This is a genomic window from Bradyrhizobium sp. AUGA SZCCT0182, assembly GCF_018130185.1.
Taxonomy (GTDB): Bacteria; Pseudomonadota; Alphaproteobacteria; order Rhizobiales; family Xanthobacteraceae; genus Bradyrhizobium.
In genome coordinates, this window is sequence record NZ_JAFCLY010000027.1 from 1 (window position 1) to 23,945 (window position 23,945).

Annotated in this window: 22 protein-coding genes; 14 read left to right on the plus strand and 8 right to left on the minus strand. The window is 63.3% G+C overall.

Annotation, left to right across the window (positions count from 1 at the left end):
• Positions 1-498: 498 nt before the first annotated feature.
• From JQ611_RS25570 to JQ611_RS25580, 3 genes are all read right to left on the minus strand, one after another.
• Complete coding sequence (locus JQ611_RS25570; RefSeq protein WP_212270113.1) at positions 499-939, minus strand: hypothetical protein; 441 nt, start codon at positions 937-939, stop codon at positions 499-501.
• A 115-nt stretch (positions 940-1,054) separates the two neighbouring features.
• Positions 1,055-1,423, minus strand: a complete 369-nt coding sequence (locus JQ611_RS25575; RefSeq protein ID WP_212270112.1) for a YqjD family protein — start codon at positions 1,421-1,423, stop codon at positions 1,055-1,057.
• 81 nt (positions 1,424-1,504) lie between these two features.
• On the minus strand, positions 1,505-2,557 hold the full coding sequence (locus JQ611_RS25580) for an AI-2E family transporter (protein ID WP_212391980.1): 1,053 nt from the start codon (positions 2,555-2,557) through the stop codon (positions 1,505-1,507).
• Between the two features lie 482 nt (positions 2,558-3,039).
• Here JQ611_RS25580 and JQ611_RS25585 point away from each other — a divergent pair, with 482 nt between their 5' ends.
• The gene (locus JQ611_RS25585; protein WP_212391943.1) at positions 3,040-3,801 is read left to right on the plus strand and encodes a L,D-transpeptidase; all 762 of its coding nucleotides are present in this window, start codon (positions 3,040-3,042) and stop codon (positions 3,799-3,801) included.
• A gap of 26 nt (positions 3,802-3,827) precedes the next feature.
• The gene (locus JQ611_RS25590) at positions 3,828-4,463 is read left to right on the plus strand and encodes a DUF2865 domain-containing protein (RefSeq protein WP_212466953.1); all 636 of its coding nucleotides are present in this window, start codon (positions 3,828-3,830) and stop codon (positions 4,461-4,463) included.
• A gap of 145 nt (positions 4,464-4,608) precedes the next feature.
• Here the strand turns inward: JQ611_RS25590 and JQ611_RS25595 are convergent, their stop codons facing one another.
• Positions 4,609-6,702 (minus strand): methyl-accepting chemotaxis protein, encoded by a 2,094-nt coding sequence (locus tag JQ611_RS25595; RefSeq protein ID WP_212466954.1) that lies wholly within the window; start codon positions 6,700-6,702, stop codon positions 4,609-4,611.
• A 193-nt stretch (positions 6,703-6,895) separates the two neighbouring features.
• Here JQ611_RS25595 and JQ611_RS25600 point away from each other — a divergent pair, with 193 nt between their 5' ends.
• Positions 6,896-7,051 carry a Thivi_2564 family membrane protein gene (locus JQ611_RS25600; RefSeq protein ID WP_211999735.1) on the plus strand — a complete coding sequence of 52 codons (156 nt, stop codon included), beginning with the start codon at positions 6,896-6,898 and terminating at the stop codon, positions 7,049-7,051.
• A 54-nt stretch (positions 7,052-7,105) separates the two neighbouring features.
• Here the strand turns inward: JQ611_RS25600 and JQ611_RS25605 are convergent, their stop codons facing one another.
• The gene (locus tag JQ611_RS25605) at positions 7,106-7,306 is read right to left on the minus strand and encodes a CsbD family protein (RefSeq protein ID WP_211999734.1); all 201 of its coding nucleotides are present in this window, start codon (positions 7,304-7,306) and stop codon (positions 7,106-7,108) included.
• 268 nt (positions 7,307-7,574) lie between these two features.
• Between JQ611_RS25605 and JQ611_RS25610 the strand changes: the two genes are divergently transcribed.
• Positions 7,575-9,263: a methyl-accepting chemotaxis protein gene (locus tag JQ611_RS25610; protein ID WP_212466955.1), complete on the plus strand. Its 1,689-nt coding sequence runs from the start codon at positions 7,575-7,577 to the stop codon at positions 9,261-9,263.
• Between the two features lie 27 nt (positions 9,264-9,290).
• Here JQ611_RS25610 and JQ611_RS25615 read toward each other — a convergent pair whose 3' ends face one another.
• The 3 genes from JQ611_RS25615 to cysD form a co-directional block, all read right to left on the minus strand.
• Positions 9,291-11,453, minus strand: coding sequence for a malate synthase G (locus JQ611_RS25615; RefSeq protein ID WP_212466956.1), 2,163 nt, complete (start codon positions 11,451-11,453; stop codon positions 9,291-9,293).
• Positions 11,454-11,589: 136 nt separating this feature from the next.
• On the minus strand, positions 11,590-13,506 hold the full coding sequence (gene cysC / locus JQ611_RS25620) for an adenylyl-sulfate kinase (protein ID WP_212466957.1): 1,917 nt from the start codon (positions 13,504-13,506) through the stop codon (positions 11,590-11,592).
• A 24-nt stretch (positions 13,507-13,530) separates the two neighbouring features.
• Positions 13,531-14,325 carry a sulfate adenylyltransferase subunit CysD gene (gene cysD, locus JQ611_RS25625; protein ID WP_212270115.1) on the minus strand — a complete coding sequence of 265 codons (795 nt, stop codon included), beginning with the start codon at positions 14,323-14,325 and terminating at the stop codon, positions 13,531-13,533.
• Positions 14,326-14,579: 254 nt separating this feature from the next.
• Here cysD and cysG point away from each other — a divergent pair, with 254 nt between their 5' ends.
• From cysG to JQ611_RS25675, 10 genes are all read left to right on the plus strand, one after another.
• Positions 14,580-16,031, plus strand: coding sequence for a siroheme synthase CysG (cysG, locus tag JQ611_RS25630; protein WP_212466958.1), 1,452 nt, complete (start codon positions 14,580-14,582; stop codon positions 16,029-16,031).
• Positions 16,028-16,345 carry a DUF2849 domain-containing protein gene (locus tag JQ611_RS25635; RefSeq protein WP_192737192.1) on the plus strand — a complete coding sequence of 106 codons (318 nt, stop codon included), beginning with the start codon at positions 16,028-16,030 and terminating at the stop codon, positions 16,343-16,345. The genes cysG and JQ611_RS25635 overlap by 4 nt, the downstream gene beginning before the upstream one ends.
• A 12-nt stretch (positions 16,346-16,357) precedes the next feature.
• Positions 16,358-18,013 carry a nitrite/sulfite reductase gene (locus tag JQ611_RS25640; RefSeq protein ID WP_212466959.1) on the plus strand — a complete coding sequence of 552 codons (1,656 nt, stop codon included), beginning with the start codon at positions 16,358-16,360 and terminating at the stop codon, positions 18,011-18,013.
• The gene (locus tag JQ611_RS25645; RefSeq protein ID WP_212270103.1) at positions 18,000-18,515 is read left to right on the plus strand and encodes a DUF934 domain-containing protein; all 516 of its coding nucleotides are present in this window, start codon (positions 18,000-18,002) and stop codon (positions 18,513-18,515) included. Before JQ611_RS25640 ends, JQ611_RS25645 begins: the two co-directional genes overlap by 14 nt.
• Positions 18,512-19,243: a phosphoadenylyl-sulfate reductase gene (locus JQ611_RS25650; RefSeq protein ID WP_212391957.1), complete on the plus strand. Its 732-nt coding sequence runs from the start codon at positions 18,512-18,514 to the stop codon at positions 19,241-19,243. The genes JQ611_RS25645 and JQ611_RS25650 overlap by 4 nt, the downstream gene beginning before the upstream one ends.
• Positions 19,244-19,353: 110 nt before the next feature.
• A complete protein-coding gene (locus JQ611_RS25655) occupies positions 19,354-20,355 on the plus strand; it encodes a sulfate ABC transporter substrate-binding protein (RefSeq protein ID WP_212270101.1) in 1,002 nt (333 codons plus the stop codon).
• A gap of 64 nt (positions 20,356-20,419) precedes the next feature.
• On the plus strand, positions 20,420-21,226 hold the full coding sequence (gene cysT / locus JQ611_RS25660) for a sulfate ABC transporter permease subunit CysT (protein ID WP_283813791.1): 807 nt from the start codon (positions 20,420-20,422) through the stop codon (positions 21,224-21,226).
• Positions 21,227-21,233: 7 nt separating this feature from the next.
• Positions 21,234-22,196, plus strand: coding sequence for a sulfate ABC transporter permease subunit CysW (gene cysW / locus JQ611_RS25665; RefSeq protein ID WP_212466960.1), 963 nt, complete (start codon positions 21,234-21,236; stop codon positions 22,194-22,196).
• On the plus strand, positions 22,186-23,235 hold the full coding sequence (locus JQ611_RS25670; RefSeq protein WP_192737199.1) for a sulfate/molybdate ABC transporter ATP-binding protein: 1,050 nt from the start codon (positions 22,186-22,188) through the stop codon (positions 23,233-23,235). Before cysW ends, JQ611_RS25670 begins: the two co-directional genes overlap by 11 nt.
• A gap of 163 nt (positions 23,236-23,398) precedes the next feature.
• Positions 23,399-23,896, plus strand: a complete 498-nt coding sequence (locus JQ611_RS25675) for a CAP domain-containing protein (RefSeq protein WP_212270098.1) — start codon at positions 23,399-23,401, stop codon at positions 23,894-23,896.
• The last annotated feature ends 49 nt before the right edge of the window (positions 23,897-23,945 follow it).

Here is a 23,945-nt window from a genome sequence, read left to right on the forward strand (position 1 = left end):
TTACGCCTCGACGACGGCGTGGATAAGCGTACGGCAAAACCGTGTGGTCCTGGCGCCCGTTGCAGGCGTCAAGCTGTTGGAGAAGCGCAAGCGGGAACGGCAGCGACGGAGTCAACCAAGAACTCGTCTCCGGGGAGATCACGGCATAAGCCGTAAAGCCATTGCGCAGGGAAGGCCGGGTGTTCTCCGCTGCCCTGTATGCTCGTGTGCACTTTGTTTTGTGCAAACCGCACGCGAGACCGCGGGTGCAGCGCGCACCCGGTCTTCCCTGCGCCCTCTGTTTGAAGAGGGCGGGAAGTTTCCAGCAAAGCTCGGGCGCAACGCGCCGCGAGATCGCAAACTCATATTCAGTGGGTCATCGTCCGCGAAGGCGGACGATCCAGTATTCCAGAGAAGCCTATGATAGAACCGAGAAGCCGCGGCGTACTGAATCCCCCGCTTTCGCGGAGGATGACAGCTTTCATCGGGGCGCGATGCGCCAACGCTCACGAACGAACTTCACTCCGCCGGCGCCTCGCCACCGGCCTGGCTTTGCCCGCGGCTCGCCAAGAATCCCAGCGCCAGTCCCCCGACCGCCAAAATCGGAATCAACTTCTTGATGCCGATCGCGCGCACCACCTGGATGCCGGCCGCGACCAGCATCGGATCGGCCAGCATGGTTTGGGCGGCGGATTTTGTCGTCTCCTTGACGCGCGTCTCGATCTGTTTCTTGCGCACTATATAGGAGATCGCCGCGATCATCGTCACCACGAAGAAGATGCCGGCGCCGGTCAGGCAAGCATAAACGGGGCCGTACTTCTCCAGCACGAAGATGAAGGCGGCCGCGCACAGAAACGATGTGGTGACGAGCAAAGCAACTGCGGCTGCTGCCGCGAGCGAGGTCAGCCGGAGCGCAGTGCCGGTCGAATCCTTGAAGTCATCGATCAGTCGCTGAAACATGGGCCCGCCTCGATCTGAAAAGAACATCAATAAAAGAAACGACCTCGCGCCAGCGCCGCGATCGGGAGATGAGGGCTGGCTTTCCGGCGCGGGTCATCATTGCCATCATCGCCGATTATCGGCGCCACATTGCGCCGAGCAGGAAGCCCACGCCCAGCGCAAGGCCTACCGTTGCCAGCGGCCGCTGCGTGATGACGTCTTCCAGCGATTCCTCGATCGAGGAGGCCGCATCCTGAGCCGCGTCCATCATGGCGCTGCCGCGCTCGGACATGTCGTCCACCGCCTGCTCCGCATTGGCGCGCGCCTGCTTGTAGCCGCGGCGGGCCTGCTTGCCCGCGGTGCCGGCAAAACTGTTGAGCGCATCGGTGATCTGGTCGGTGAGGGCTGCGATATCGTTTTTCACGGCGGTTACATCCTTTTCCAGGCGTTCGTAGGTCGCTTTATCCGTCAGGTTCTTTGCGGCGTCGCCATTCGTCATCGACATCAAAAGCTCCCGGGTACTAAATTTGCGTACCGAGGAAACGCCTGCCTGAAGCGGAAGTTCCTGCTGCGAAACCCTTTGATTCTAGGGCAACTGCGGCGAATTGACCGGCATCAGATGCTCCTTGAGGATCAGCGCGACGATCAGGATCGGCGACGCCAGGAACGCGCCCATCGGTCCCCACAGCCAGGTCCAGAATGCCAGCGCGATGAACACCGCCAGCGCGTTGAGCTCGAGCCTGCGGCCGACGATCGTCGGGGTGACGAAATGGCCCTCGAGGAAGGTCATCGCGGCAAACAGCAGCGGCGCGAGCAGCCCCGCGCTGATCGTCGGGAAGGCGACAAGGCCGACCACGATCAGCACGACGAACATCGCGACCGGTCCGATGATCGGAATGAAGTTCAGGGTCGCGGCCAGCGCACCGAGGCCGGCCGGATTAGGCATGCCCGTGACCGCGCATATGATGCCGGTTGCGATGCCGACGCCGACATTGATCATCGTCACCATCAGCAGATAGCTGCCCAGATGCTCCTCGATCTCATTGAGGATCCGCAGCGTTCGCAACCGCACCGGCCGGTCGCCGAAATTCATCACCATTGCCCGGCGCAGGTCCTTCCAGCTCGCGATGAACAGGATCAGGGTGGCGACGAACAGCAGGAACTCGGCGAGGGTCGGCGACAGGAATTCAAGCGTCGGCTGCACCCATTCGAATTTCGGCATGTGGAAGGTCGCCAGCGTGTCGGAGCTGCCGAGCATGCCTTGCAGCTGCTGCCACAGCGCCAGCGGCCTGTCGAAGACGTGCATTTTTTCCTTCAGCTGCGCCCCCAGTTCCGGAAGCTTGTTGCTCCATTCCATTACCGGCGATGCAATCAGGCCGACCATGAAGGCTGCGCCGGTGACGACGGCGGCCACGATCAGGACGGCGCCCAGCGCACGGGGAATACGATAGCGCTCGAGGAAACTCGCCGCCGGCGACAGCATCGTGCCGACGATGAATGCCATCGTGATCGGCAGGAAGAACGCTTTCGCGGCGTAGAGCACGGCGACGATGCAGATGATCAGCAGCGATACCAGCGAAAAGGCGACGATTTCGGCGCGGCTGATCAGCGGAGGCAATTCGACATTACTGTCGGGCAGCGGTTTGCCTTCCGGCGCATTGGCTTTCTGGCGGTCGCCCGGCGAAGTCCTTTGGTCAGAGGCCCTGTGGTCGGAGGACTTGTTGTCAGAAGGCTTGCGGTCGGATGGCTTGCGTTCGGTTGTCTTGTGCTCGCCTTGCGCCGGCTTTCGTTCCGACGGCTTGTTTTCATCGGACGGTGCCTTGGACGGTGCCTTGCGATCTTCAGGCGCCCTGCGTTCTTCAGGCAAAGGCTTGGGGGGCAATACGCGCACAACGGTTCTCCCCCGCGCGAGGCGGTGTTCACATGGCAGCCGCGACGTCGCCCCGCGAACCGTTCTCAACCGCCCTAACGAGCGCCGGGAGCAGAAGTTCCATCGCGGAAGCGTGAGCACGGGCGCGCTTGACAGCAGGCCTGTCAACGTGAGTCGCAGGGAACTGCACAGCCCCGGTCGCGTTGCCAATTCAGAGCATCACACGATGCGCATCCAACCGGGGCAGTCCCATGACACAGTCCTCTCATCGCCGGCGTCAGTCGCGCGTAACCCACGCGCTCGTCTTCATCAGCACCATGCTGCTGGCCCCCTCGGTATTTTCCAGCGCGGCGAGCGCACAGCTGCTGGGTTACGCGTCCACCCAGCCAAACTCGTTTCCCTCCGATGAGATGATGGTTGAGCCGGTAACGCCCGACGCGGGCGTCGTGCCGGAGCGGCTGCGCCGTGCCGTCGTCGCTTTCAACACGTCGGAGGCGCCCGGCACCATCGTGATCGATACCGGCAACACCGCGCTGTATTACGTGCTCGGTCAGGGCCGCGCCGTTCGCTACGGCGTCGGTGTCGGCCGCGAAGGCTTTACCTGGTCCGGCGTACAGACCATCAGCCGCAAGGCGGAGTGGCCGGATTGGCATCCGCCGGCCGAGATGATCGCGCGCCAGCCCTATCTGCCGCGCTTCATGGCCGGAGGCCCCGGCAATCCGCTCGGCGCCCGGGCGATGTATCTCGGCTCCAGCCAGTACCGCATCCACGGCACCAACGATCCCTCGACGATCGGCAAGTTCGTTTCCTCAGGCTGCATCCGCCTGACCAATGAGGACGTCAGCGATCTCTTCAGCCGGGTCGACGTCGGCACCAGGGTCGTGGTGCTGCCGAAGAATGCGCCGCGCATGGAAACGCGCACCACCATCAGCGTGCGGCCGGCGCGTCCGGCGGTGACGCCGCCGCCGTCGGGGCGGCAGGCAATGAATTTGACGGCGTCGCAGCTCAACTGAGCGGCCGAACGTAACGGGAGACGCGAATGGCCGTGAGTAGAATGGCAATCCTGGGCGCGGCGGCTTTGGCAGGCGCTGCCGCGCTGGCGCCTGCGGCGCAGGCCCAGGACTTCTTCTCGGCCCTGTTCGGCGGCATGGGCCGGGCGAGGGGCCCCCATATTTCGTTGCCGTTTGTGAACGACGGCGGACCGATGCCCCTTCAGCGCGGCGAGACGCGGCGTTATGGCGGCGGCGGTCAGGCGTTTTGCGTGCGTACCTGCGACGGGCGCTATTTCCCCGTGACGGCCTCCGACAATGCCAGCCGTGTGGCGTCCTGCGACAGCTTCTGCCCGGCCAGCGAGACCAAAGTGTTCTACGGCAGCAACATCGACAACGCCGCCGCCGAGAACGGAAAGCCCTATTCGGAACTGCCGAACGCGTTCCGCTATCGCAATGAGCTGGTGGCCGGGTGCACCTGCAACGGCAAGGATCAGACCGGGCTCGCGCCGGTCAAGATCGAGGCCGATCCGACCTTGCGCAAGGGCGACATCGTCGCCGGCGAAAACGGTTTGCTGGTGGCCGGCCGCAGCGCCGACAAGCGCGGCGCCGAGCTGAACTTCTCACCCGCCTCGGACAAGCTGCGCGCGAAGTATGAACGCGTGCCGGTAGTGGCGCGGGAGTGATGGCAGGGAATTACATTTTGGGGCGTGATATTTCAACGTCCGTCATGGCCGGGCTTGACCCGGCCATCCACGTCTTTGGTGTGGGTGGAAAAGTAAGTAGTGGATGCCCGGCACAAGGCCGGGCATGACGAGATCGTGGAGATGACTACGCCGCGCGGATCTTGCCGAGGAACTGAGTGACCTGAGTACCCAATTGCTTGCTCTGCGTTTCCAGCGTCTCGGAGGCGTGCTTGACGTCGTCGGCGGCGGCCGCTGCCGCGTCGGCGTCGGTCTTCACGCCCGAGATGTTGTCGGAGACGTTCTTGGTGCCCTGGGCGGCGAATTGCGTGCTGCGCGTGATCTCCTGCGTCGCGGCGCCCTGTTCCTGCACGGCGGCCGCAATCGCGGTCGCGACCTCGTTGACCTCGCCGATGATGCCGCCGATGCCCTTGATGGCCTCGATGGCCTCATTCGCGACTTTCTGAATGTCGGAGATCTGCTCCGAGATTTCCTCGGTCGCCTTCGCGGTCTGGCTTGCCAGCGATTTGACTTCGGAAGCCACCACCGCAAAGCCGCGGCCGGCTTCACCGGCGCGGGCGGCCTCGATGGTCGCGTTCAGCGCCAGCAAATTGGTCTGGGCGGCGATCGAGTTGATCAGCCCGACGACTTCGCCGATCCGGCCTGCCGATGTGGCAAGGCCCTGCACGGTGCCGTCGGTCTCACGCGCCTGGCTCACCGCGCGGCTGGCAATGCCGGCGGCGTGTGCCGCCTGCTGGCTGATGTCGTTTATCGAGGCGCTCAATTCTTCCGACGCGGCCGCGACCGTCTCGACGCTCATCGAGGCTTCGCTGGAGGCCTTTTCGGCCACCTCAACCCGCGCGTTGGTCTGGCGGGAAACCGCAGACAGGCCGTCCGAGGTGATCCGCATCTGACCGGACGCGTCGCCCAGCTGGTCGAGCGTCTGGCGAACCATGCTCTCGAATTCGCCGACATAGCTTTCGATCGCCTGCTGGCGCGTGGTAGCGCCGGCATTGCGTTCGCGCTCCTGCGCCTCGATCCGGACCTTGTCTTCGGCCTGCTGCTTGAACGTCTCCAGCGCGCCGGCGAGCGCACCGATTTCGTCCTTGCGCACCGCATAGCCGGTGTCGACCGTCAGGTCGCCGGCGGCGACTTTCAACATGGCGTCGCGCATATTGTGCAGCGGCTTGATGACGCGGCGGGTGACGAGAATCAACGCGCCGCACGTCAACACCAACGCGCCGACGAGCAGCACCAGTTGCACCACCAGCGCGCGGCGGGCCGAGGAATACTGCACCACGGTGTGGTCCCGGGCGGCGTCGAGCGCCGTTTCGGCGACCTTGACCGCGCTGCCGAGGCGCCCGACCGTAATCGGCGTCCACTGGTTTGCGGTCAGTTCGGGCTGCCCGCCGGCGACCATCGTCGTCATCAGGCGATCGCGCAAAGTGATGTAGTCCGGTTCGAAATAGGCGGTCTTGGTCGCGGCTATCGCGGCGACGAGCGCCGGCGGCAACTGCATTCCCGAGGCGGTCAGTTCCAGCGCGTTCCATGCGGCGTCGATGCCGCCAGAAAATTTCAGATATTTGAGCTGTGTTTCCGGCGCCGCCTTTCCTGCGGAGAGCCCGTTGGAAACCAGCAGCGATGCTTCGCCCGCGGTGTTGCGGAGCAGCCAGGCGACCTGCTTGATCGCCAGCAATTGGTCGATCATCGGGTCCTGATGGTTGACCACGGTGGAAAGCGCTGCGGACAATTTGTCGAGCGTCTCCAGCAGCGCGGTCGCGGTCTCCATGTATTCCTTGCCTTGCGTCGGACGGCGGGAGGCCTTCGGCTTGTTCACCTCGTCCCAGAATTCCTTCTGCTGCGTGCTCAGCTTCTTGAACAGACGATCGAGCTCAGGCACCAGTGTCTGGGCTTGCGCGAATTCGATGGACGGGAGCAGCGTCAGCGCGTTGCTCAAGGCGGGCATCTGCGTATCGCGGATGTTGCGCAGATATTTTTCGATATCGCTGTCCATCGGCGCATCGGCATTCAACAGCCGGTTGGTCGTGGAGCGGTCGGTGCGCAGATTATGCATCGCCTTGAACATATTGGCGGATGCGTCGGTGACCACCGAGATGCGGTTTGCCACCTGCAGGCGGCCCCAGGCATCCCAGGCGTTGAGCGAGAATCCCACCACGATGCAGAAGGCGGTGGCGAGGATGACGGTCTTCAGCAGCGTGGATACGGTCAGACGGTTCAACATGATGCTCCCCCAAGCTGCGGGGCATTTGGGGGGAAAAGGGTAAATACTTAGACAGCGCCCGCGCCGTAAAACTACGGAACCATTGAAATATTTGAGGTTTTTATGTCCGCCCGCAGGTTCCCGGGCCGGAACCCAAGTTGACGTGCCACGTTAACAAAACACTAACCGCGCTATTTCAGCCGAGGGGGCCCGCATGCTCGTCAGCGTACTCGTCACGTTTCTTGTCGTTATCCTCGTTCTCTATCTCATCAACCTGCTGCCGCTTGATGGCCGCGCCAAACAGATCGCGCGAGTCGTCGTGATCATCCTCGGCGTGATCTCGCTGTTGAAATACATCGCGGTGATCTAGCGACCGCCCAAACAAAAAGCCCCGGCGCTGCCGGGGCTTTTCATTTTGAGGATTCTATTTCAGTGTCCCGAACCAGTCGTCCACGTCCTTGCGGATCTGGTCCTTGGCGAAGCCATAGCGTTGCTGCAGCTTGCCTTCGAGTTGTTCACGACGGCCTTCGATCACATTGAGATCGTCGTCAGTGAGCTTGCCCCATTTCTCCTTGGCGGCGCCCTTGAACTGTTTCCAGTTTCCTTCAACCCGGTTCCAATCCATCGTCATTTCTCCCTGTGAGTTGAGATGAATTCTCAACGGGCGCACGATCCAAACGTTCCTGTGATGCGGCAAAGCGGCACCAGCCCTGCGACAGATCGCGCGCCGCCTCCCGTATTTAAACGGGGCGTCCGACCGGCTGCGGAACCGAGGTTGCATGCGAAGACAAACTGAACGTTAACGCGAATAGTCAATAGTCCTCGCGTTTCAAGCGAATTTAAGTTCGGCTCGCCAAGAGCGGAACCGGATCGATTTTTAGGAAACGTTGGCAATGAAGCTTCGTTTGACGATTACGCGCGCCATAGTCCTGTTCGGCCTTGTCACGGCAATCGGTCTTGGAGCCGTGGTGTTCACCGGCATCTTCGCGCTCAGCGAGGTCAAGGTCGGCGGACCCCTCTACAACAAGCTCAAGCTCGGCAACGATCTGATCGCCGACATCCTGCCGCCGCCGGAATATGTGATCGAATCCTATCTCGAAGCCACTCTTGCCCTGAACAATCCGGCTGAACTCGCCAACCGTCGCGAGCGGCTGAAGCAATTGAAAAAGGAATATGACGAGCGCCACGAGTTCTGGGTGAAGGCGGACCTCGAGCCTGGGGTCAAGGCCAAGTTCGTCATGGATTCGCATCGCGAGGTGCAGCGTTTCTGGAACGCCATCGAGCAGGCGTTCCTGCCGGCTCTGGCCAAGGCAGATGCCGCCGCCGCGGCAAAGGCGTATTCGGAAATCTCGGCCGCCTATCTGGCGCACCGCGCCCTGATCGACGAAATCGTCAAGAAGACCACTGACGACAACGCGGCCATCGAAACTGCCGCGACCCAGCGTGTCGGCACGTTCAACGTTATTCTGTGGGGCATCTCGGCCCTGGTCTTCCTGATCATTGGCGGCGGCCTTGTCGGCGTTGGCCTCGGTGTGATCCGGCCGATGACCCGCATGACCGGCGTGATGGCACGGCTCGCCGGCGGCGGATTGGACATTGAAATACCGTCCCTCAAACGAACGGATGAAGTCGGCGCCATTGCCCGCGCCGTCCAGGTGTTCAGGGAAAACGCGCTGCGCGTTCAGGCCATGGAATCCGAGAAGGCCGGCCTCAAGCTCAGGGCGGAGGAAGAACGCAAGCTGGCGATGAGCCAGGTCGCCGACGGCTTCGAGCAGGCGATCGGCAAGATCATCGAGGCCGTATCAACGGCCTCTTCCGAAATCGAACTCGCCGCCGGCAGCCTGACCAGGACGGCCGAAACCAGCCATAAGCATACGGCAGAGGCGGCATCCGCTTCCGACCGTTCATCGGCCAATGCGCAATCGGCGGCTGCCGCTTCGGAGCAGATGGCTTCCTCGGTGACCGAAATCGGCCGCCAGGTGAAGCAATCGGACGACATCACCCATGCAGCCGTGCGTCAGGCCGAACAGACCAATGAGCGGATCGCGGAACTGTCGCAGGCGGCCGGCCGCATCGGCGAAGTCGTCAAGCTGATCGCGGCGGTGGCCGAGCAGACCAACCTGCTGGCGCTCAATGCGACCATCGAAGCGGCGCGCGCCGGCGAGGCGGGTCGCGGCTTTGCGGTGGTGGCTTCCGAGGTCAAAGCGCTTGCCGCCCAAACCGCCAAGGCGACCGAGGAAATCGGCGCCCAGATCACGCAGATGCAGTCGGCAACGGAGCAGTCAGTGTCCGCGATCAAGGCGATCGGCGGCACGATCGGGCAGATCTCCCAGATTTCAACGGCGATCGCCGCCGCCGTCGAACAGCAGGGCACCGCGACGCAGGAGATCGCGCGAAACGTCCAGCAAGCCGCTCAGGGCGCCATCGAAGTTGGCGGTTGCCTCGCCGATGTCAGCCGAGGTTCGGCCGACACGCAGGCGGCGGCCGAACAGGTTCATGGTTCCGCCCGTTCGCTCTCGCAGGAAGGCCATTCCCTCAAGCTCGAAGTCGGGAAATTCCTGCATACGATACGCGCGGCCTGATATCCGGATGGAGCTCAGGCCGGCCGGTCAGCCGGCCGCCTTGGCTTCGCGGCGGCGGGCGGTGAGGATGTATTCGGTGTAGCCGTTCGGCTGCTCGCGGCCCTTGAACACCAGGTCGCACGCCGCCTTGAAGGCGATGCCGTCGAAGCCGGGCGCCATCGGCTTGTACAGCGCATCGCCCTTGTTCTGGCCGTCGACGACGACCGCCATGCGCTTCAGCGACTCCATCACCTGATCCTTGGTGATGACGCCCTGATGCAGCCAGTTCGCCAGATGCTGGCTGGAAATGCGCAAGGTCGCGCGGTCTTCCATCAGGCCGACGTCGTGGATATCAGGCACCTTGGAGCAGCCGACGCCCTGGTCGATCCAGCGCACCACATAGCCCAAAATGCCCTGGCAGTTGTTGTCGATCTCCTGCTTCACGTCGTCGGGGGCCCAGTTCGACTGCGACACCGGAATGGTGAGGATGTCGGAAAGTTTCGCGCGCTGGCCGCCCTTGGCGAGCTCCTGCTGGCGCGCCTGTACGTTGATCTGATGATAATGCAGCGCGTGCAGCGTGGCGGCGGTCGGTGACGGCACCCAGGCGGTGGTGGCGCCGGCCTGCGGATGGCCGAGCTTCTGCGTCAGCATGTCGGCCATCTTGTCGGGGGCTGCCCACATGCCCTTGCCGATCTGGGCATGGCCGGGCAGGCCGTCGATCAGGCCCATGTCGACGTTCCAGTCTTCATAGGCCTTGATCCAGGGCTGCGCCTTCATGTCGTTCTTGCGGATCATCGGACCCGCTTCCATCGAGGTATGGATCTCGTCGCCGGTGCGGTCGAGGAAGCCGGTGTTGATGAAGCAGATCCGCTTCGAGGCGTTCTGGATGCAGGCCTTGAGGTTGACCGTGGTGCGGCGCTCCTCGTCCATGATGCCGACCTTCATGGTGTTCTCGGGCAGCGACAGCATCTTCTCGACCTCGCCGAACAATTCGCAGGTCAGCGCGACCTCGTCGGGGCCGTGCATCTTCGGCTTGACGATGTAGACCGAGCCGGTGCGGCTGTTCTTGGTCTTCGAGCCGCCCTTGAGATCGTGGATCGCCAGCAGGCCGGCGACGGCGGCATCGAGCAGGCCTTCGGGAATCTCCTCGCCCTTTGAGTCCAGCACGGCGTCGGTGAACATGTGATGGCCGACATTGCGCATCAATAGCAGGCTGCGGCCGTGCAGCGTGAGGTCCTTGCCGTCGGCCGTCTTGTAGACGCGGTCGGGGTTGAGCGAACGCTTGAGCGTCTTGCCGCCCTTGTCGAAATCCGCCGACAGCGTGCCGTCCATCAGGCCGAGCGTGTTGCGATAGACCAGCACCTTGTCCTCGGCATCGACGGCGGCGACGCTGTCTTCCATGTCGAGGATGGTCGAGACCGCCGATTCCAGGATCATGTCGGCGACACCGGCAGGATCGTCCTTGCCGATGGTGCTGCTGCGATCGATTTTGATTTCGACATGCATGCCGTTGTTGACCAGCAGGATCGCGGTCGGCTCGGCAGCGTCGCCCAGATAGCCGGCGAACTGTTCGGCCGACTTCAGCGCGGTGGCGTTGCCGCTCTTCAGTTTGACCGCGAGCTGGCCGGCGATCACGCTGTAAGACGTCACGTCGGTGTGGCTGCCGGTCGCGAGCGGCGCGGCGGCGTCGAGGAACGCCTTGGCCTTGGCGATCACCTTGTCGCCGCGCGCCTTGTTGTAGCCGCGGCCAGCCTCGCTCGCCTCGTGCGGGATCGCATCCGTGCCGTAGAAAGCATCATACAGGCTGCCCCAGCGGGCATTCGCCGCGTTCAAGGCATAGCGGGCGTTGGTGAGGGGGACGACGAGCTGCGGTCCGCAGATCTTGCCGATTTCCTCGTCGACATCAGCGGTTTCGACCTTGTGGGTCGCGGGCTCCGGCAAGAGGTAGCCGATCTCCTTGAGGAAGGACGTATAGGCGTTCATGTCGAACGCCTTGCCCTTGTTGGCGCGGTGCCAGCCGTCGATCTTGGCCTGCAGTGCGTCGCGGACGGCGAGCAGTTCGCGGTTTTTCGGTCCCAATTTGGCGATGATGGCGGCAAGCCCGGCCCAGAATGCGTCGGGGGAAATCCCGGTTTTGGGGGTCGCCTCCTTGGCGATGAAATCGAACAGTTCAGGGGCGATCTTCAATCCGTGGGCATCGACACGATTCATGATGGGCTTTCTCGGGGTAGAAACGGCGAACAGGAAGGCGTTTTCAGTGTGAAAACAGCAAAAAGCGCGCCAAAAGGGGCGGCGTCGGCCGCCCTTTTAGCGCTAAAGCCGGGTCGATGAGAAGGCCCCAAAAAGCCTAGATATTGGCCGCCAGGTCCACCAGTTCGTCGAACAAAACGCCGGTCTCGGCCAGCATCCGTTCAATCGCGTCGGTGGCATCGGCCACCGTCCGGGTTGAGGTGTCGATCGTCAACTCGCAACTAGCCGGCGGCTGATAGTCGTTGGTGATCCCGGTGAACGAGGGGAGCGTGCCAGCACGGGCCTTGGCATAGTGGCCTTTGGGATCGCGGCTCTCGCACACCTCGGCAGGAGCGGCGACGTGGATTTCGCGGAAGGCGGTATCGGCGATGCGGCGCGCCACTGCGCGATCCGCAATCGCGGGCGAAACCGCGGCGACGATCGCGACGTGGCCGTTGCGCGCCAGATGGGTGGCGACTTCCGCGAGGCGGCGAATGTTTTCGCTGCGGTCCTGCGGCGAAAAGCCGAGATCGTTGTTGAGGCCGGCACGCAGGGTGTCGCCATCAAGCAGGATCGGTGAACCGCCGCGAGAGAACAGCCGGCGCTCCAACGCGCGGGCCAGCGTCGATTTTCCGGAGCCGGGCAGGCCCGTCAGCCAGATTACCGCGCCGTTATGGTGATAGCGCGCCGAACGCTCCTCGGGACGCAGCGCGGACTCAACGGGAACGATGTCGATCGGGACAGCGCGTTGTCCGGCGTCGACCGACAGCACGAGGCCGCCGCCGGCAATGCGGCCATTGACCTCGATCACCAGCCGTCCGGTGCGCGGATTGTCCTGATAGGGGTCGGCCGCAACCGGCTGCGCCAGCGAGATGTCGATTTCGCCAACGTGATTGCGCGCGATCGACTTGGTCTCCGCATTGGAGAGTTCGCCGGGATCCACCGCCTTCTCGATCGCGACCACCTGGGCGCGGCTTTCGCGGGTGCCGAGGCGGATCAGGATCTGCTCGCCCTTGGCGAGCGGCTTGTCGTGCAGCCAGAAAATCCGGGCGCGAATCCGCCGCGTGTCGCGCGGGGTCGCGCCGGCATGTGCGATCACGTCGCCGCGTTCGATGAACAATTCGCGGTCGAGCGTGATGCCGACCGAGCGGCCGGCGCCGTGGCTGCCGTTGACCGGGGTCACCGGCCAGCTCTCGACGGTTTTGATCTTCGCGATCTTGCCGGCGGGCATGATGACGATCTCATCGCCGGCGCTGAGGCTGCCGGATTCGATGCGGCCGGCGACGATGCGGCGATCGTCGAATTTGTAGATCGCCTGCACCGGCAGCCGCAGCGCGAGCTGCTCCAGCGGCCGGGCCGGCTCGAGCGCATCGAGCGCCTCGACCACGCTCGGCCCCTGGTACCAGGAGATCCGTGGCGTGCGTTCGGCAACGCCGTCGCCGTCGCGCGCGGAAATCGGAATCACCGCCGATGGCGTCACGCCGAGGCCGATCAGATGCGCCGAAATCTCGTCGCTGATCTCCTTGAAACGTTCCGCGCTGAAGTCGACCCGGTCCATCTTGTTGACGACGATGGCGACCTGCTTGATGCCGAGCAGATGCAACAGATAGCCGTGCCGGCGGGTCTGGTCGCGCACGCCTTCCAGCGCGTCGATGATCAGCACCGCGCCGTCGGCCTGCGAGGCGCCGGTGATCATGTTGCGCAGGAATTCGGCGTGGCCGGGCGCATCGATCAGCACGACGTCGCGCGACATGGTGCGAAAGCGGATCTGCGTGGTGTCGATGGTGATGCCCTGGTCGCGTTCGGTTTGCAGCGCATCCAGCAGAAACGACCATTCGAACGGCATGCCGCGCCGCGCGCTGACGGCTTTGAGCATTTCCAGCTTGCCCTCGGGCAGGCTGCCGGTTTCATGCAGCAGGCGGCCGACGAGGGTGGATTTGCCATGGTCGACATGGCCGACGATGACGATGCGAATCTGTGGCCGCGTCGTGCCGTTGGGTGTCGCCAATACGCTTGAGGGGAGGATCATGTTCATCGCAGCACTCACACCTAATGTCCGTCAGAGATAGCCGGCGACACGCAGCCGCTCGAATGCATCTTCGGTTTCGTGATCGAGCGCGCGGCCCGCACGTTCCGGCACCTTGGTGCCGTCGAGTTCGGTCAGGATCTCATCGATGCTGGAAGCGGTCGACGCCACCGGATTGGTGATGTCCTGATCGCCCAGCGAGCGATAACGCTTGCCGTCCTTCGACAGGTACAGCGGGATGATCGGAATGTTCTCGCGCTTGGTGTAGGCCCAGATGTCGGCCTCGGTCCAATGCAGGATCGGGTGGATGCGCAAATGCGCGCCTTGCGGCGGCGAGGCGTTGAAATGGTCCCAGAATTCCGGGGGCTGATCGCGCACATCCCAGCCGCCTTCGAGGCCGCGCGGCGAGAACACACGCTCCTTGGCGCGGGTGGCTTCCTCGTCGCGGCGAATGCCGGCGATCAATCCGTCAAAACCGTATTTGGTCAGCGCCCATTTCAGGCCTTCGGTCTTGCGGGCGGCGGAACGCGCGGCCGGCGGCAGTGTCGGATCGACGGCGTCGATCGACGGGCAGGGCTCGATCTTGAGATCGAGTTCCCATTCCTTGCCGAAGCGATCGCGGAACGCATACATCTCGGCAAATTTCTTGCCGGTGTCGACATGCAGGGCCGGGAACGGCACGCGGCCGAAGAAGGCCTTGCGCGCCAACCAGATCATGACGTTGGAATCCTTGCCCAGCGACCACAGCAGCGCCAGCTTCTTCAACCGCGCGAAGGCTTCGCGCAGGATGTAGATGCTCTGCGCCTCGAGTTCGTCGAGATGGTCCATCGAGGGCGGCGGCAGCTGCCCATGGGCCAGAACTTTGGGCGCGGATGAGGCCTGGTTGAAGGCCGCGGGCTGTAACCCGTGTCCGCCGGATTCCTTGTTGAGAAGATGCATCTCTTGGCCTTGGACTTGAGAGTGGAAAAATTCTAAAGTTGCGCTGCAAAAGAGAAGGAATAATTTTCTCTTTTTTGGCCTTGATCCAGAGATAAATAGAAAATAATTTCAGTCAACCCCAAATTTGGGGAAGCGAGTATCTGATGCGCTATCTGCCTGTGTTTCTTGATCTGCAAAGCGGCAAGGTGCTGCTCGTTGGAGCGGGCGACCTCGCACGCGCCAAATTGCGGTTGCTCGCCGCTGCCGGTGCGCAGGTCCGCTGGTTCGCGACCGACGGCGATCATGATCTCTCCGGCATTGCCGCTGAGGACGTGGCGCGGATCGAGCCTGATGCCGGCGATCCGCTCACGGCCGATCTGTCCGGGGTGATCGCGATCCTCTGCGCCGGCGCCGGCGACATTGGCGTGGCGATGTCGGCACGCGCCAAGGCGGTCGGACTGCCCGTCAATGTGATGGACGACCTCGTCCATTCGACTTTCATCTTTCCCGCCATTGTCGATCGCGGCGACGTCGTCGTTGCCGTCGGCACCGGCGGCACCTCGCCGGTCGTGGCGCGCCGCGTGCGCGAGTCTATCGAGGCTGTCCTGCCGGCGCGGATCGGCGACCTCGCCAGCTTCATCGGCGGCTTTCGCAAAGCGATGCATGCGCGCATCCCCGAATTTTCGTTGCGCCGCCGTTTCTGGGAACGCGTGATCGACGGACCGATCGGCGCGCTGGTCTTGGCCGGGCGCAAGGACGAAGCCGAAAAGGAACTGCAGGCGATCGCGAACCCTTCCGCTTTCGCCGGCGCCAATGATCAGGGCAAGGCCGATGGCCGGGTGACGCTGGTCGGCGCCGGGCCGGGCGATCCGGACCTGCTCACCATCAAGGCGCTGCGCGCGCTGCAGGACGCCGACGTCGTGTTCTACGACGAACTGGTATCGCCGGAGATTCTCGATCGCGTGCGCCGTGATGCCTCGCGCATTCCGGTCGGCCGCCGCGTCGGCAAGCCCGGTATCGGCCAGGATGCGATTAACAAATTGCTGATCGAGGCAGCGAGATCAGGACAACGCGCGGTGCGGCTGAAGGGCGGCGATCCCTTCATCTTCGGCCGCGGCGGCGAGGAAATCGAAGTGTTGCGCGCGGCCGGCGTCGCCTATTCGGTGGTGCCGGGCATCACCGCTGGATTGGGCGCCGCGGCGCAATTCGAAGCGCCGCTGACCTATCGCCACGAGGCGCTGCGCATCACCTTCCTCACCGCGCACAAGGCGAGGGACGCCGAAACCGTCGACTGGTCGGTGCTGACAGACAAGAAGATGACCATCGTGGTCTATATGGGCATGACCGCGGCACCCGCGATCCGTGCGGGCCTGCTCGCCGCCGGACGCTTGCCGCAAACGCCGGTCGGCGTGTTCGCGCGGGTGACACGGCCGGACGCCCAGGCGGTGGTCGGCACGCTCGAACATTTGCCGGCGCTGGTCGAACAAATCGACGGCGGTCCCGCCGTCCTCATCATCGGCGACGTGGTTGCGCATTCCGCACCGTGGCGCCTTGCTAGTTCAAACCTTGCCGATCTCGATCAAGTGATCTCCGAATTGAGGGATGCTGCAGAATGACTTCTCCGTTACAACAAAAGATCAAGATCACGGGGCCTTCGATGGTCACCGCCAACCGTACCTGGGATGGCGTCGTGATCTATCGCACCGCGCAGCAAGGCTGGTCGGCGAACCTGTCGGACGCCGCGATCGTGCGCACCTCGGATGAGGCGCGGACACTGCTTGGTGAAGCCACCGCCGATGACGTCGGCGCGATCGGCCCCTATATCGCGCCGGTCGAGCTCAAGGACGGCGGCGAAATCAAGCCCGGCAATCTCCGCGAACATATCCGGTCGGAAGGCCTCACCATCGATCTGCTTCCGGTTCCGGCGTAAGGCGCATCCATCATGTACGCATATGACGAACTCGATCGCACGCTGATCAACGAACGCGTGTCTGAATTCCGCGACCAGGTGAAGCGCCGTCTCTCCGGCGAACTCACCGAGGACGAATTCAAGATGCTGCGCCTGCAGAACGGCGTCTATCTGCAACTGCACGCCTACATGTTCCGCGTCGCGATTCCCTACGGCACGCTGTCGTCCAAGCAGTTGCGCGCGCTGGCCCGCGTCGGACGCCGCTACGACCGCGGCTATGGCCATTTCACCACAAGGCAGAACATCCAGTTCAACTGGATCAAGCTGGCCGAATTGCCGGACGCGCTGGCGGACCTTGCCGAGGTCGGCATCCATGCGATGCAGACGTCCGGCAACAACATGCGCAACGTCACCTCGGACCAGTGGGCCGGCGTCGCGCCGGGCGAGGTCGAGGATCCCCGCATCTGGTCGGAAATCCTGCGCCAGCACACCACGCTGCATCCGGAATTCTCGTTCCTGCCGCGCAAGTTCAAAATCGCCATCACGGCATCCGAGCACGACCGCGCCGCGATCAAGGTGCACGACATCGGGCTCCGCCTGTACAAGAACGCGGAAGGCGAAACCGGCTTCGAGGTGCTGGTCGGCGGCGGTCTCGGCCGCACGCCGTTCATCGGCAAGACCATCAAGCCGTTCGTGCACGGCCGCGACATCCTGAGCTATGTCGAGGCGATCCTGCGCGTCTACAACCAGTACGGCCGCCGCGACAACATCTACAAGGCCCGCATCAAGATTCTGGTGCACGAGCTCGGCATCGAGAAGTTCGCGCGCGAGGTCGACGACGAATGGAAGCAGATGGGCGACGTCGGATTGACGCTCGACCATTCCGTCATCGAGGAGGTGCGTTCGCGCTTCTCCTATCCGGCCTATGAGAAGCTGCCGCACATGCCGGACGAGCTGAAACAGGCCGCACATGATCCGCTGTTCGAGCGCTGGCGCAGGAACTCGGTGTTCCCGCACAAGGTCCAGGGCTATTCGATCGTGACGCTGTCGCTGAAGCCGGTGGGCGCACCGCCCGGCGACGCCACCTCCGACCAGATGGACGCGGTCGCCGATCTCGCCGACCGATATTCCTTCGGCGAAATCCGCGTCGGCCACGAACAGAATCTGTGCCTGCCGCATGTCGCCAAGCGCGACCTGCCGCAGCTATGGAAGGCGCTCGACCGCATTGGGCTCGCCACGCCGAACGTCAATCTGGTCACCGACATCATCGCCTGCCCCGGGCTGGATTATTGCTCGCTGGCCAATGCGCGCTCGATCCCGATCGCGCAGGAGCTGACCCGTCGCTTCGCCAATCACGACACCGCCGAGATGATCGGCCGGCTGCACATCAACATTTCCGGCTGCATCAACGCCTGCGGACATCACCACGTCGGCCATATCGGCATTCTCGGCGTCGAGAAGAACGGCGAGGAGTATTACCAGATCACGATCGGCGGGCGCGCCGACGAGGGCGCGCAGATGGGTACGCTGATCGGCCCGGCGATTCCCTATGCGGAAGTCGCCGACGTGATCGAGGATATTGTCGAAGCCTATCTCGCACTGCGCGACCGCCCCGAGGAGTTGTTCGTGGATGCGGTGAAGCGCCTGGGTGTCGAGCCATTCAAGGAGCGGGTCTATGCCACTCGTTAAGCAGGGTAGAATCACCACCGATCTGTTCGCCCATGTTGCCGACGGCGCCGAGTTGCCGGGCGATGGCGCGATCCTCATTCCGGCGGCGCGGTTCCTGGAGGATCCGGAAACCCTTCTCAAGCGCGCCGGCAAGGTCGGCGTGATCTGGCCGAACAACCGCGACCTCGACGAGCTCGTGCCGTATCTCGGCCGGCTGGCCGCGGTGGCGCTGGTGTTTCCCTCGTTTCGCGACGGCCGCGCCTACAGCCAGGCGCGCCTGCTGCGCGAGCGTCACGGCTTCGACGGCGAATTGCGTGCCACCGGCCAGGTGCTGCGCGACCAGTTCGTGTTCATGCTGCGCGCCGGCTTCGACACGTTCGAGGTCAGGAAGGACAGCGACGCCGAGGCGTTTGCCTCTACCGCAAAAAGCTATTCGGTGTTCTACCAGCCGACCGGCGACGGCCGCCTCACCGCGCTGCATCGGCGGATGCAGTTGCGTCATTCGGAGAGTGCCGGCCAGTGAACGCGCTCGTACCTCAGTCAGTGATAGAGAAAGCTTTGGACCTGCCGCCGGCGCAGGCGCTCGATCGTGCGCTCCGCAGCGCCTCATCAGCGGAAGTCATTGAAGCGGCGTTGAAGACCGTCGGCCGCGAGAAGTTGGCGGTGGTCTCGTCGTTCGGCACCGAATCGGCGGCACTGCTCAAGGTGATGGCAGACGTCGATCCGGCGATTCCCGTGATCTTCCTCGACACCGGCTGGCTGTTCGAGGAGACGCTGGCCTATCGCGACACGTTGATCGCAACGCTCGGCCTGCGCGACGTCCGCTCGATCAAGCCGCTGGAAGAAACTTTGTCGCGCGCGGATCCGGACCGCGAATTGTGGTTCTCCGATCCCGACGCCTGCTGCCGTATCCGTAAAGTCGAGCCGCTGGCGCGGGCGTTGGCGCCGTTCTCGGCCTGGATCAACGGCCGCAAGCGCTTCCAGGGCGGCCAGCGCGCCGAGATGGCGGTTGTCGAAGACGACGGCGCCAGGCTGAAATTCAACCCGTTCGCCAATGTCGCGCGCGAAGACATCGAGGCGATCTACCAGCTTTCGAAATTGCCGCCGCATCCGCTGGTGGCGTCGGGCTACCTGTCGGTCGGATGCATGCCGTGCAGCAGCCGGACCTCGCCTGATGAAGACGCGCGTGCCGGTCGCTGGCGCGGAAGAGCCAAGACAGAATGCGGCATCCACACGATCAAGACTTCATAGGACAATGACGCTGCACCGCCGCAAACAATGAAATGCGGTTTCGTTGACTAAAGGCCACTTCGCCGCGAGTTATGTCCGGTGTGCTGCGATGATATCCTTCATCAGGCCGAATGGAGATTGAGATGTTCCGTCGTATTCTGCCCCTCGTCGCGGGACTGCTCTGGGCAGGTTCTGCGCTCGCCGCCGATGTGTCGCTGCTCAACGTGTCCTACGATCCGACGCGCGAGCTCTATGCCGATTTCAACAAGGCGTTCATTGCCGCTTACAGTAAGGAAACCGGCAAGAGCGTCGAGATCAAGCAGTCGCACGGCGGCTCCGGCTCGCAGGCGCGTTCTGTGATCGACGGGTTGCAGGCGGATGTGGTCACGCTGGCGCTGGCCTATGATATCGATGCGATCGCCGGCAAGGGCCTGGTGGCGCCGGATTGGCAGAAGCGCCTGCCGCTCAACGCCTCGCCCTACACGTCGACGATCGTGTTTCTGGTGCGCAAGGGCAATCCCAAGGCCATCAAGGATTGGGACGATTTGATTAAACCCGGCGTCAGCGTCATCACGCCGAACCCGAAAACGTCGGGCGGAGCGCGCTGGAACTATCTGGCGGCATGGGGCTATGCCGAGAAAAAATTTGGCTCGTCCGACAAGGCCAAAAAATTCGTCGGCGATCTCTTCAAGAACGTGCCGGTACTCGATACCGGCGCACGGGGCTCGACCGTGACCTTCGTCGAGCGCGGTGTCGGCGACGTGCTACTGGCGTGGGAGAACGAGGCTTTCCTGGCGCAGCGCGAATTCGGCAAGGACAAGTTCGAGATCGTCTCGCCGCCGCTGTCGATCCTGGCCGAGCCGCCGGTCTCCGTGGTCGACAAGGTGGCCGACAAGAAAGGCACCCGCGCGGCGGCTGAAGCCTACCTGAAATACTGGTATACCAAGGAAGGTCAGGAAATCGCCGCACGCAACTCCTACCGTCCGCGCGATTCGGAGATCGCCAAGGAATACGAAAAATCTTTCGCCAAGGTCGAACTTTTCACCATCGACGACGTTTTCGGTGGTTGGGCAAAGGCGCAGAAGGAACATTTCGCCGAAGGCGGTATCTTCGACCAGATCTACAAGAACTGATCTGGGACGATTTACCGAGCAATCAGGGGGACTTGTGAGCATAGCGGTGGCACGGCGGAGCAGCTTGCCGGGGTTTGGTCTCACCATGGGACTGACCCTGACATGGCTCTCCATTATTATCCTGTTGCCGCTGGCCGGCCTGTTCCTTAAGACGTTCGAGCTCAGCCTCGATCAGTTCTGGGGCATCATCACCAGCCGCCGCACGCTCAATGCGCTGAAGATCTCGTTCGGGCTTTCGTTTCTCGCCGCCCTGGTCAATCTGGTGATGGGGACCATCATCGTCTGGGCGCTGGTGCGTTATCGCTTTCCCGGCCGCCGGCTGTTCGACGCCATCGTCGACATCCCCTTTGCGCTGCCGACCGCGGTCGCCGGCGTCGCGCTCACGCAACTGTTTGCGCAAAAAGGCTGGCTCGGTGCGCCGCTGGCCGAACTCGGCATCAAGGTCGCGTTCACGCCGATCGGGATCTTCATCGCGATGGTGTTCATCGGCATTCCCTTTGTGGTCCGGACCGTGCAGCCTGTCCTGATCGATCTCGACGTCGAAATCGAGGAGGCGGCGGCAAGCCTCGGGGCCAACCGCTGGCACACCGTGTTCAGGGTGATCCTGCCGAGTTTGATTCCGGCGCTGTTGACCGGATTTGCGCTGGCGTTCGCGCGCGCGGTCGGCGAATACGGCTCCGTCATCTTCATTGCCGGCAATCTGCCGAACGTGTCGGAAATCGCGCCTCTTCTGATCGTGATCCGGCTCTCCGAGTTCCGCTACGCCGATGCGACCGCGATTGCGGTTGTCATGCTGCTGGCGTCGTTCCTGATCATCTTCGCGGTCAATCGCCTGCAGCGCTGGGCCCAAACCCGTATTCCGGCGCATTGAGGGACTGATGTCGACGCAATCGAGTGTGGTGACGTCAGCGACCGAGTTACGGGCCTATGCCCCGACGGCGGACCTCACCGTTTCCCCGCCGCCTTCGCGCATCGAGCGTGCGCGCCCGCGCACCGGGACATCGCCGGACAATCTGCGTACCGAGCCTGGGCCGGTCCGTTTCATCATCATCACCCTTGCGGTTACCTTCCTGTCGGTGTTCGTCGTGCTGCCGCTGGTCGTGGTGTTCGCAAGCGCCTTTTCCAAAGGCATCGGCGCCTACCTGGCGGCGCTGGCCGAACCGGAGGCGCTTTCCGCGATCAAGCTGACGCTGCTGGTGGCGGCGATCTCCGTCACCCTCAATCTGGTGTTCGGCGTGATTGCGGCCTGGGCGATCGCCAAGTTCGATTTCACCGGCAAGACCTTCCTGATCACGCTGATCGATCTGCCTTTCTCGGTCAGCCCCGTGATCTCGGGTCTCGTTTTCGTGCTGCTGTTCGGCGCGCAGGGCTTTTTCGGCACATGGCTGCAGGCGCATGACATTCACATCCTGTTCGCCGTGCCCGGCATCGCACTGGCGACCATCTTCGTGACGTTTCCCTTCGTGGCGCGGTCGCTGATCCCGCTGATGCAGGAGCAGGGCACCCAGGAGGAGGAGGCGGCGATCTCGCTCGGTGCGTCAGGCCTGCAGACCTTCTTCCGCGTCACCCTGCCCAATATCAAGTGGGGCCTGCTGTACGGCGTATTGCTGTGCAACGCGCGCGCCATGGGCGAGTTCGGCGCGGTGTCGGTCGTGTCCGGCCATATCCGCGGCGAGACCAACACCATGCCGCTGCTGGTCGAAATCCTCTATAATGAATATCAATTCGTGGCGTCGTTCGCGATTGCGTCATTGCTGGCGATGCTGGCGTTGATCACGCTGGTCGTGAAGACCGTTCTCGAGCGACGTCTGGACGAAGGACAGGAACCGCGTGACCATTGAAGTCAAAAACATCGTCAAGAAGTTCGGCAGCTTCGCTGCGCTCGACAATGTCGACCTGAAAGTCGACCAGGGCGAATTGCTGGCGCTGCTCGGCCCCTCCGGCTCGGGCAAGACCACGCTGCTGCGGATCATCGCCGGGCTCGACTGGCCGGATGCCGGCGAGGTGTTGATCGACGGCGAGAACGCGCTGGCGCGCGGCGCCAGCGAGCGCCACGTCGGTTTCGTGTTCCAGCATTACGCGCTGTTCCGCCACATGACGGTGTTCGAAAACGTCGCCTTCGGCCTGCGGGTGCAGCCGCGCGCCATCCGCAAGGACGAAGCCACCATCCGCGCCCGCGTCAAGGAATTGCTGGATCTGGTGCAGCTCGACTGGCTGTCCGACCGCTACCCCAGCCAATTGTCCGGCGGCCAGCGCCAGCGCATTGCTCTGGCGCGTGCACTTGCGATCGAGCCGCGCATCCTGCTGCTCGACGAGCCGTTCGGCGCGCTCGACGCCAAGGTGCGCAAGGAATTGCGGCAATGGCTGCGCTCGCTGCATTCGGAAATCCACGTCACCTCGATCTTCGTCACCCACGATCAGGAAGAGGCGCTCGAAGTCGCCAACCGCGTGGTGGTCATGGACAAGGGCCGGATCGAGCAGATCGGCACGCCCGGCGAGGTCTATGATCACCCGGCGACCGCGTTCGTGCATGGCTTCATCGGCGAGTCGATCGTGCTGCCGGTGGATGTCAGCGGCGGTTCGGTGCGGCTCGGCGGGCGGCCGCTCAATATCGCCGCCAATGGCGCGGCTTCCGGGGCCTCGAAACTGTTCGTCCGGCGCCATGACATGCAGATCGGGCCGGCCGGTTCCGGATCGCTGGAGGGCGCGGTGCGCCATGTCCGTTCGTTTGGTCCGATCCAGCGGGCCGAGGTGGCGCTGTCCGGCGGCGAGGGCAAGACCATCATCGAGATCGACGCCCCCCGTGACCGGGAACTCCAGGCCGGCGAAATCGTCAGCCTGCAGCCCCGCCGCTACCGTATTTTTGCGGCCCAGGATTGAGGACGAAATCGTCATTCCGGGGCGCGAAGCGAACCCGGAATCTCGAGATTCCGGGTTCGTTCGCTTCGCTCACGCCCCGGAATGACGGCTAGAATTAGCCCCGCGTTCACCATTCAGCCACGGTTGGTATGCAACAACTGCGTGACATCACGGGGGTTGATTCATGCGCGCCGCGGCCGCGATAGCTGGACTTTTGTTGCTGGGCGGCTGCATGGCCGACACCGCCAGGGCGCCGGACCAGCCGACCATGTATCTCAGCATGGCCAATGGCGGCGCCACGCTGGATCCGCAGGCCGCGGCTTCGATTATTTCGCTCTACCGCCAGAACAACGGCCTTGCCGCCGTGGCTGTTGACCCTGACCTGATGAAACTCGCCGAAGCGCAATCTCAGGCCATGGCGAAACGCAACAAGCTCGATCATGACGTCAAGGGCCCGCTGGAAAAGCGCCTCGGCGCTTCCGGATATCCGGCCAAGCTGGCGGTTGAAAACGTGTCGGCCGGCTATCACACGCTGGCGGAAGCGTTTTCGGGCTGGCGCGACTCGCCGCCGCACAAGGCCAACATGCTCAAGAACGGTGTCACAAAATTGGGCATCGCGGCGATTTATGCTCCCAACACCAAGTACAAGGTGTTCTGGACGCTCATTCTGGCGTCAACCTAGAACCTGATAAATTAGGCGTGATCTTTGCTTGGGTCTCGCCGATTGACGC

What these genes read in the sequence shown, in the direction of transcription:
- JQ611_RS25610 (WP_212466955.1), top strand. Translation starts at nt 7,575, where the DNA reads ATGAAGCTTCGTTTGACGATTACGCGCGCCATAGTCCTGTTCGGCCTT.
- JQ611_RS25585 (WP_212391943.1), top strand. Translation starts at nt 3,040, where the DNA reads ATGACACAGTCCTCTCATCGCCGGCGTCAGTCGCGCGTAACCCACGCG.
- JQ611_RS25570 (WP_212270113.1), bottom strand. Translation starts at nt 939, where the DNA reads ATGTTTCAGCGACTGATCGATGACTTCAAGGATTCGACCGGCACTGCG.
- JQ611_RS25600 (WP_211999735.1), top strand. Translation starts at nt 6,896, where the DNA reads ATGCTCGTCAGCGTACTCGTCACGTTTCTTGTCGTTATCCTCGTTCTC.
- cysW (WP_212466960.1), top strand. Translation starts at nt 21,234, where the DNA reads ATGTCGACGCAATCGAGTGTGGTGACGTCAGCGACCGAGTTACGGGCC.
- JQ611_RS25615 (WP_212466956.1), bottom strand. Translation starts at nt 11,453, where the DNA reads ATGAATCGTGTCGATGCCCACGGATTGAAGATCGCCCCTGAACTGTTC.
- JQ611_RS25595 (WP_212466954.1), bottom strand. Translation starts at nt 6,702, where the DNA reads ATGTTGAACCGTCTGACCGTATCCACGCTGCTGAAGACCGTCATCCTC.
- JQ611_RS25675 (WP_212270098.1), top strand. Translation starts at nt 23,399, where the DNA reads ATGCGCGCCGCGGCCGCGATAGCTGGACTTTTGTTGCTGGGCGGCTGC.
- cysD (WP_212270115.1), bottom strand. Translation starts at nt 14,325, where the DNA reads ATGGACCATCTCGACGAACTCGAGGCGCAGAGCATCTACATCCTGCGC.
- JQ611_RS25605 (WP_211999734.1), bottom strand. Translation starts at nt 7,306, where the DNA reads ATGGATTGGAACCGGGTTGAAGGAAACTGGAAACAGTTCAAGGGCGCC.
- JQ611_RS25640 (WP_212466959.1), top strand. Translation starts at nt 16,358, where the DNA reads ATGTACGCATATGACGAACTCGATCGCACGCTGATCAACGAACGCGTG.
- JQ611_RS25575 (WP_212270112.1), bottom strand. Translation starts at nt 1,423, where the DNA reads ATGTCGATGACGAATGGCGACGCCGCAAAGAACCTGACGGATAAAGCG.
- JQ611_RS25645 (WP_212270103.1), top strand. Translation starts at nt 18,000, where the DNA reads ATGCCACTCGTTAAGCAGGGTAGAATCACCACCGATCTGTTCGCCCAT.
- JQ611_RS25590 (WP_212466953.1), top strand. Translation starts at nt 3,828, where the DNA reads ATGGCCGTGAGTAGAATGGCAATCCTGGGCGCGGCGGCTTTGGCAGGC.
- JQ611_RS25635 (WP_192737192.1), top strand. Translation starts at nt 16,028, where the DNA reads ATGACTTCTCCGTTACAACAAAAGATCAAGATCACGGGGCCTTCGATG.
- JQ611_RS25655 (WP_212270101.1), top strand. Translation starts at nt 19,354, where the DNA reads ATGGAGATTGAGATGTTCCGTCGTATTCTGCCCCTCGTCGCGGGACTG.
- cysG (WP_212466958.1), top strand. Translation starts at nt 14,580, where the DNA reads ATGCGCTATCTGCCTGTGTTTCTTGATCTGCAAAGCGGCAAGGTGCTG.
- cysC (WP_212466957.1), bottom strand. Translation starts at nt 13,506, where the DNA reads ATGAACATGATCCTCCCCTCAAGCGTATTGGCGACACCCAACGGCACG.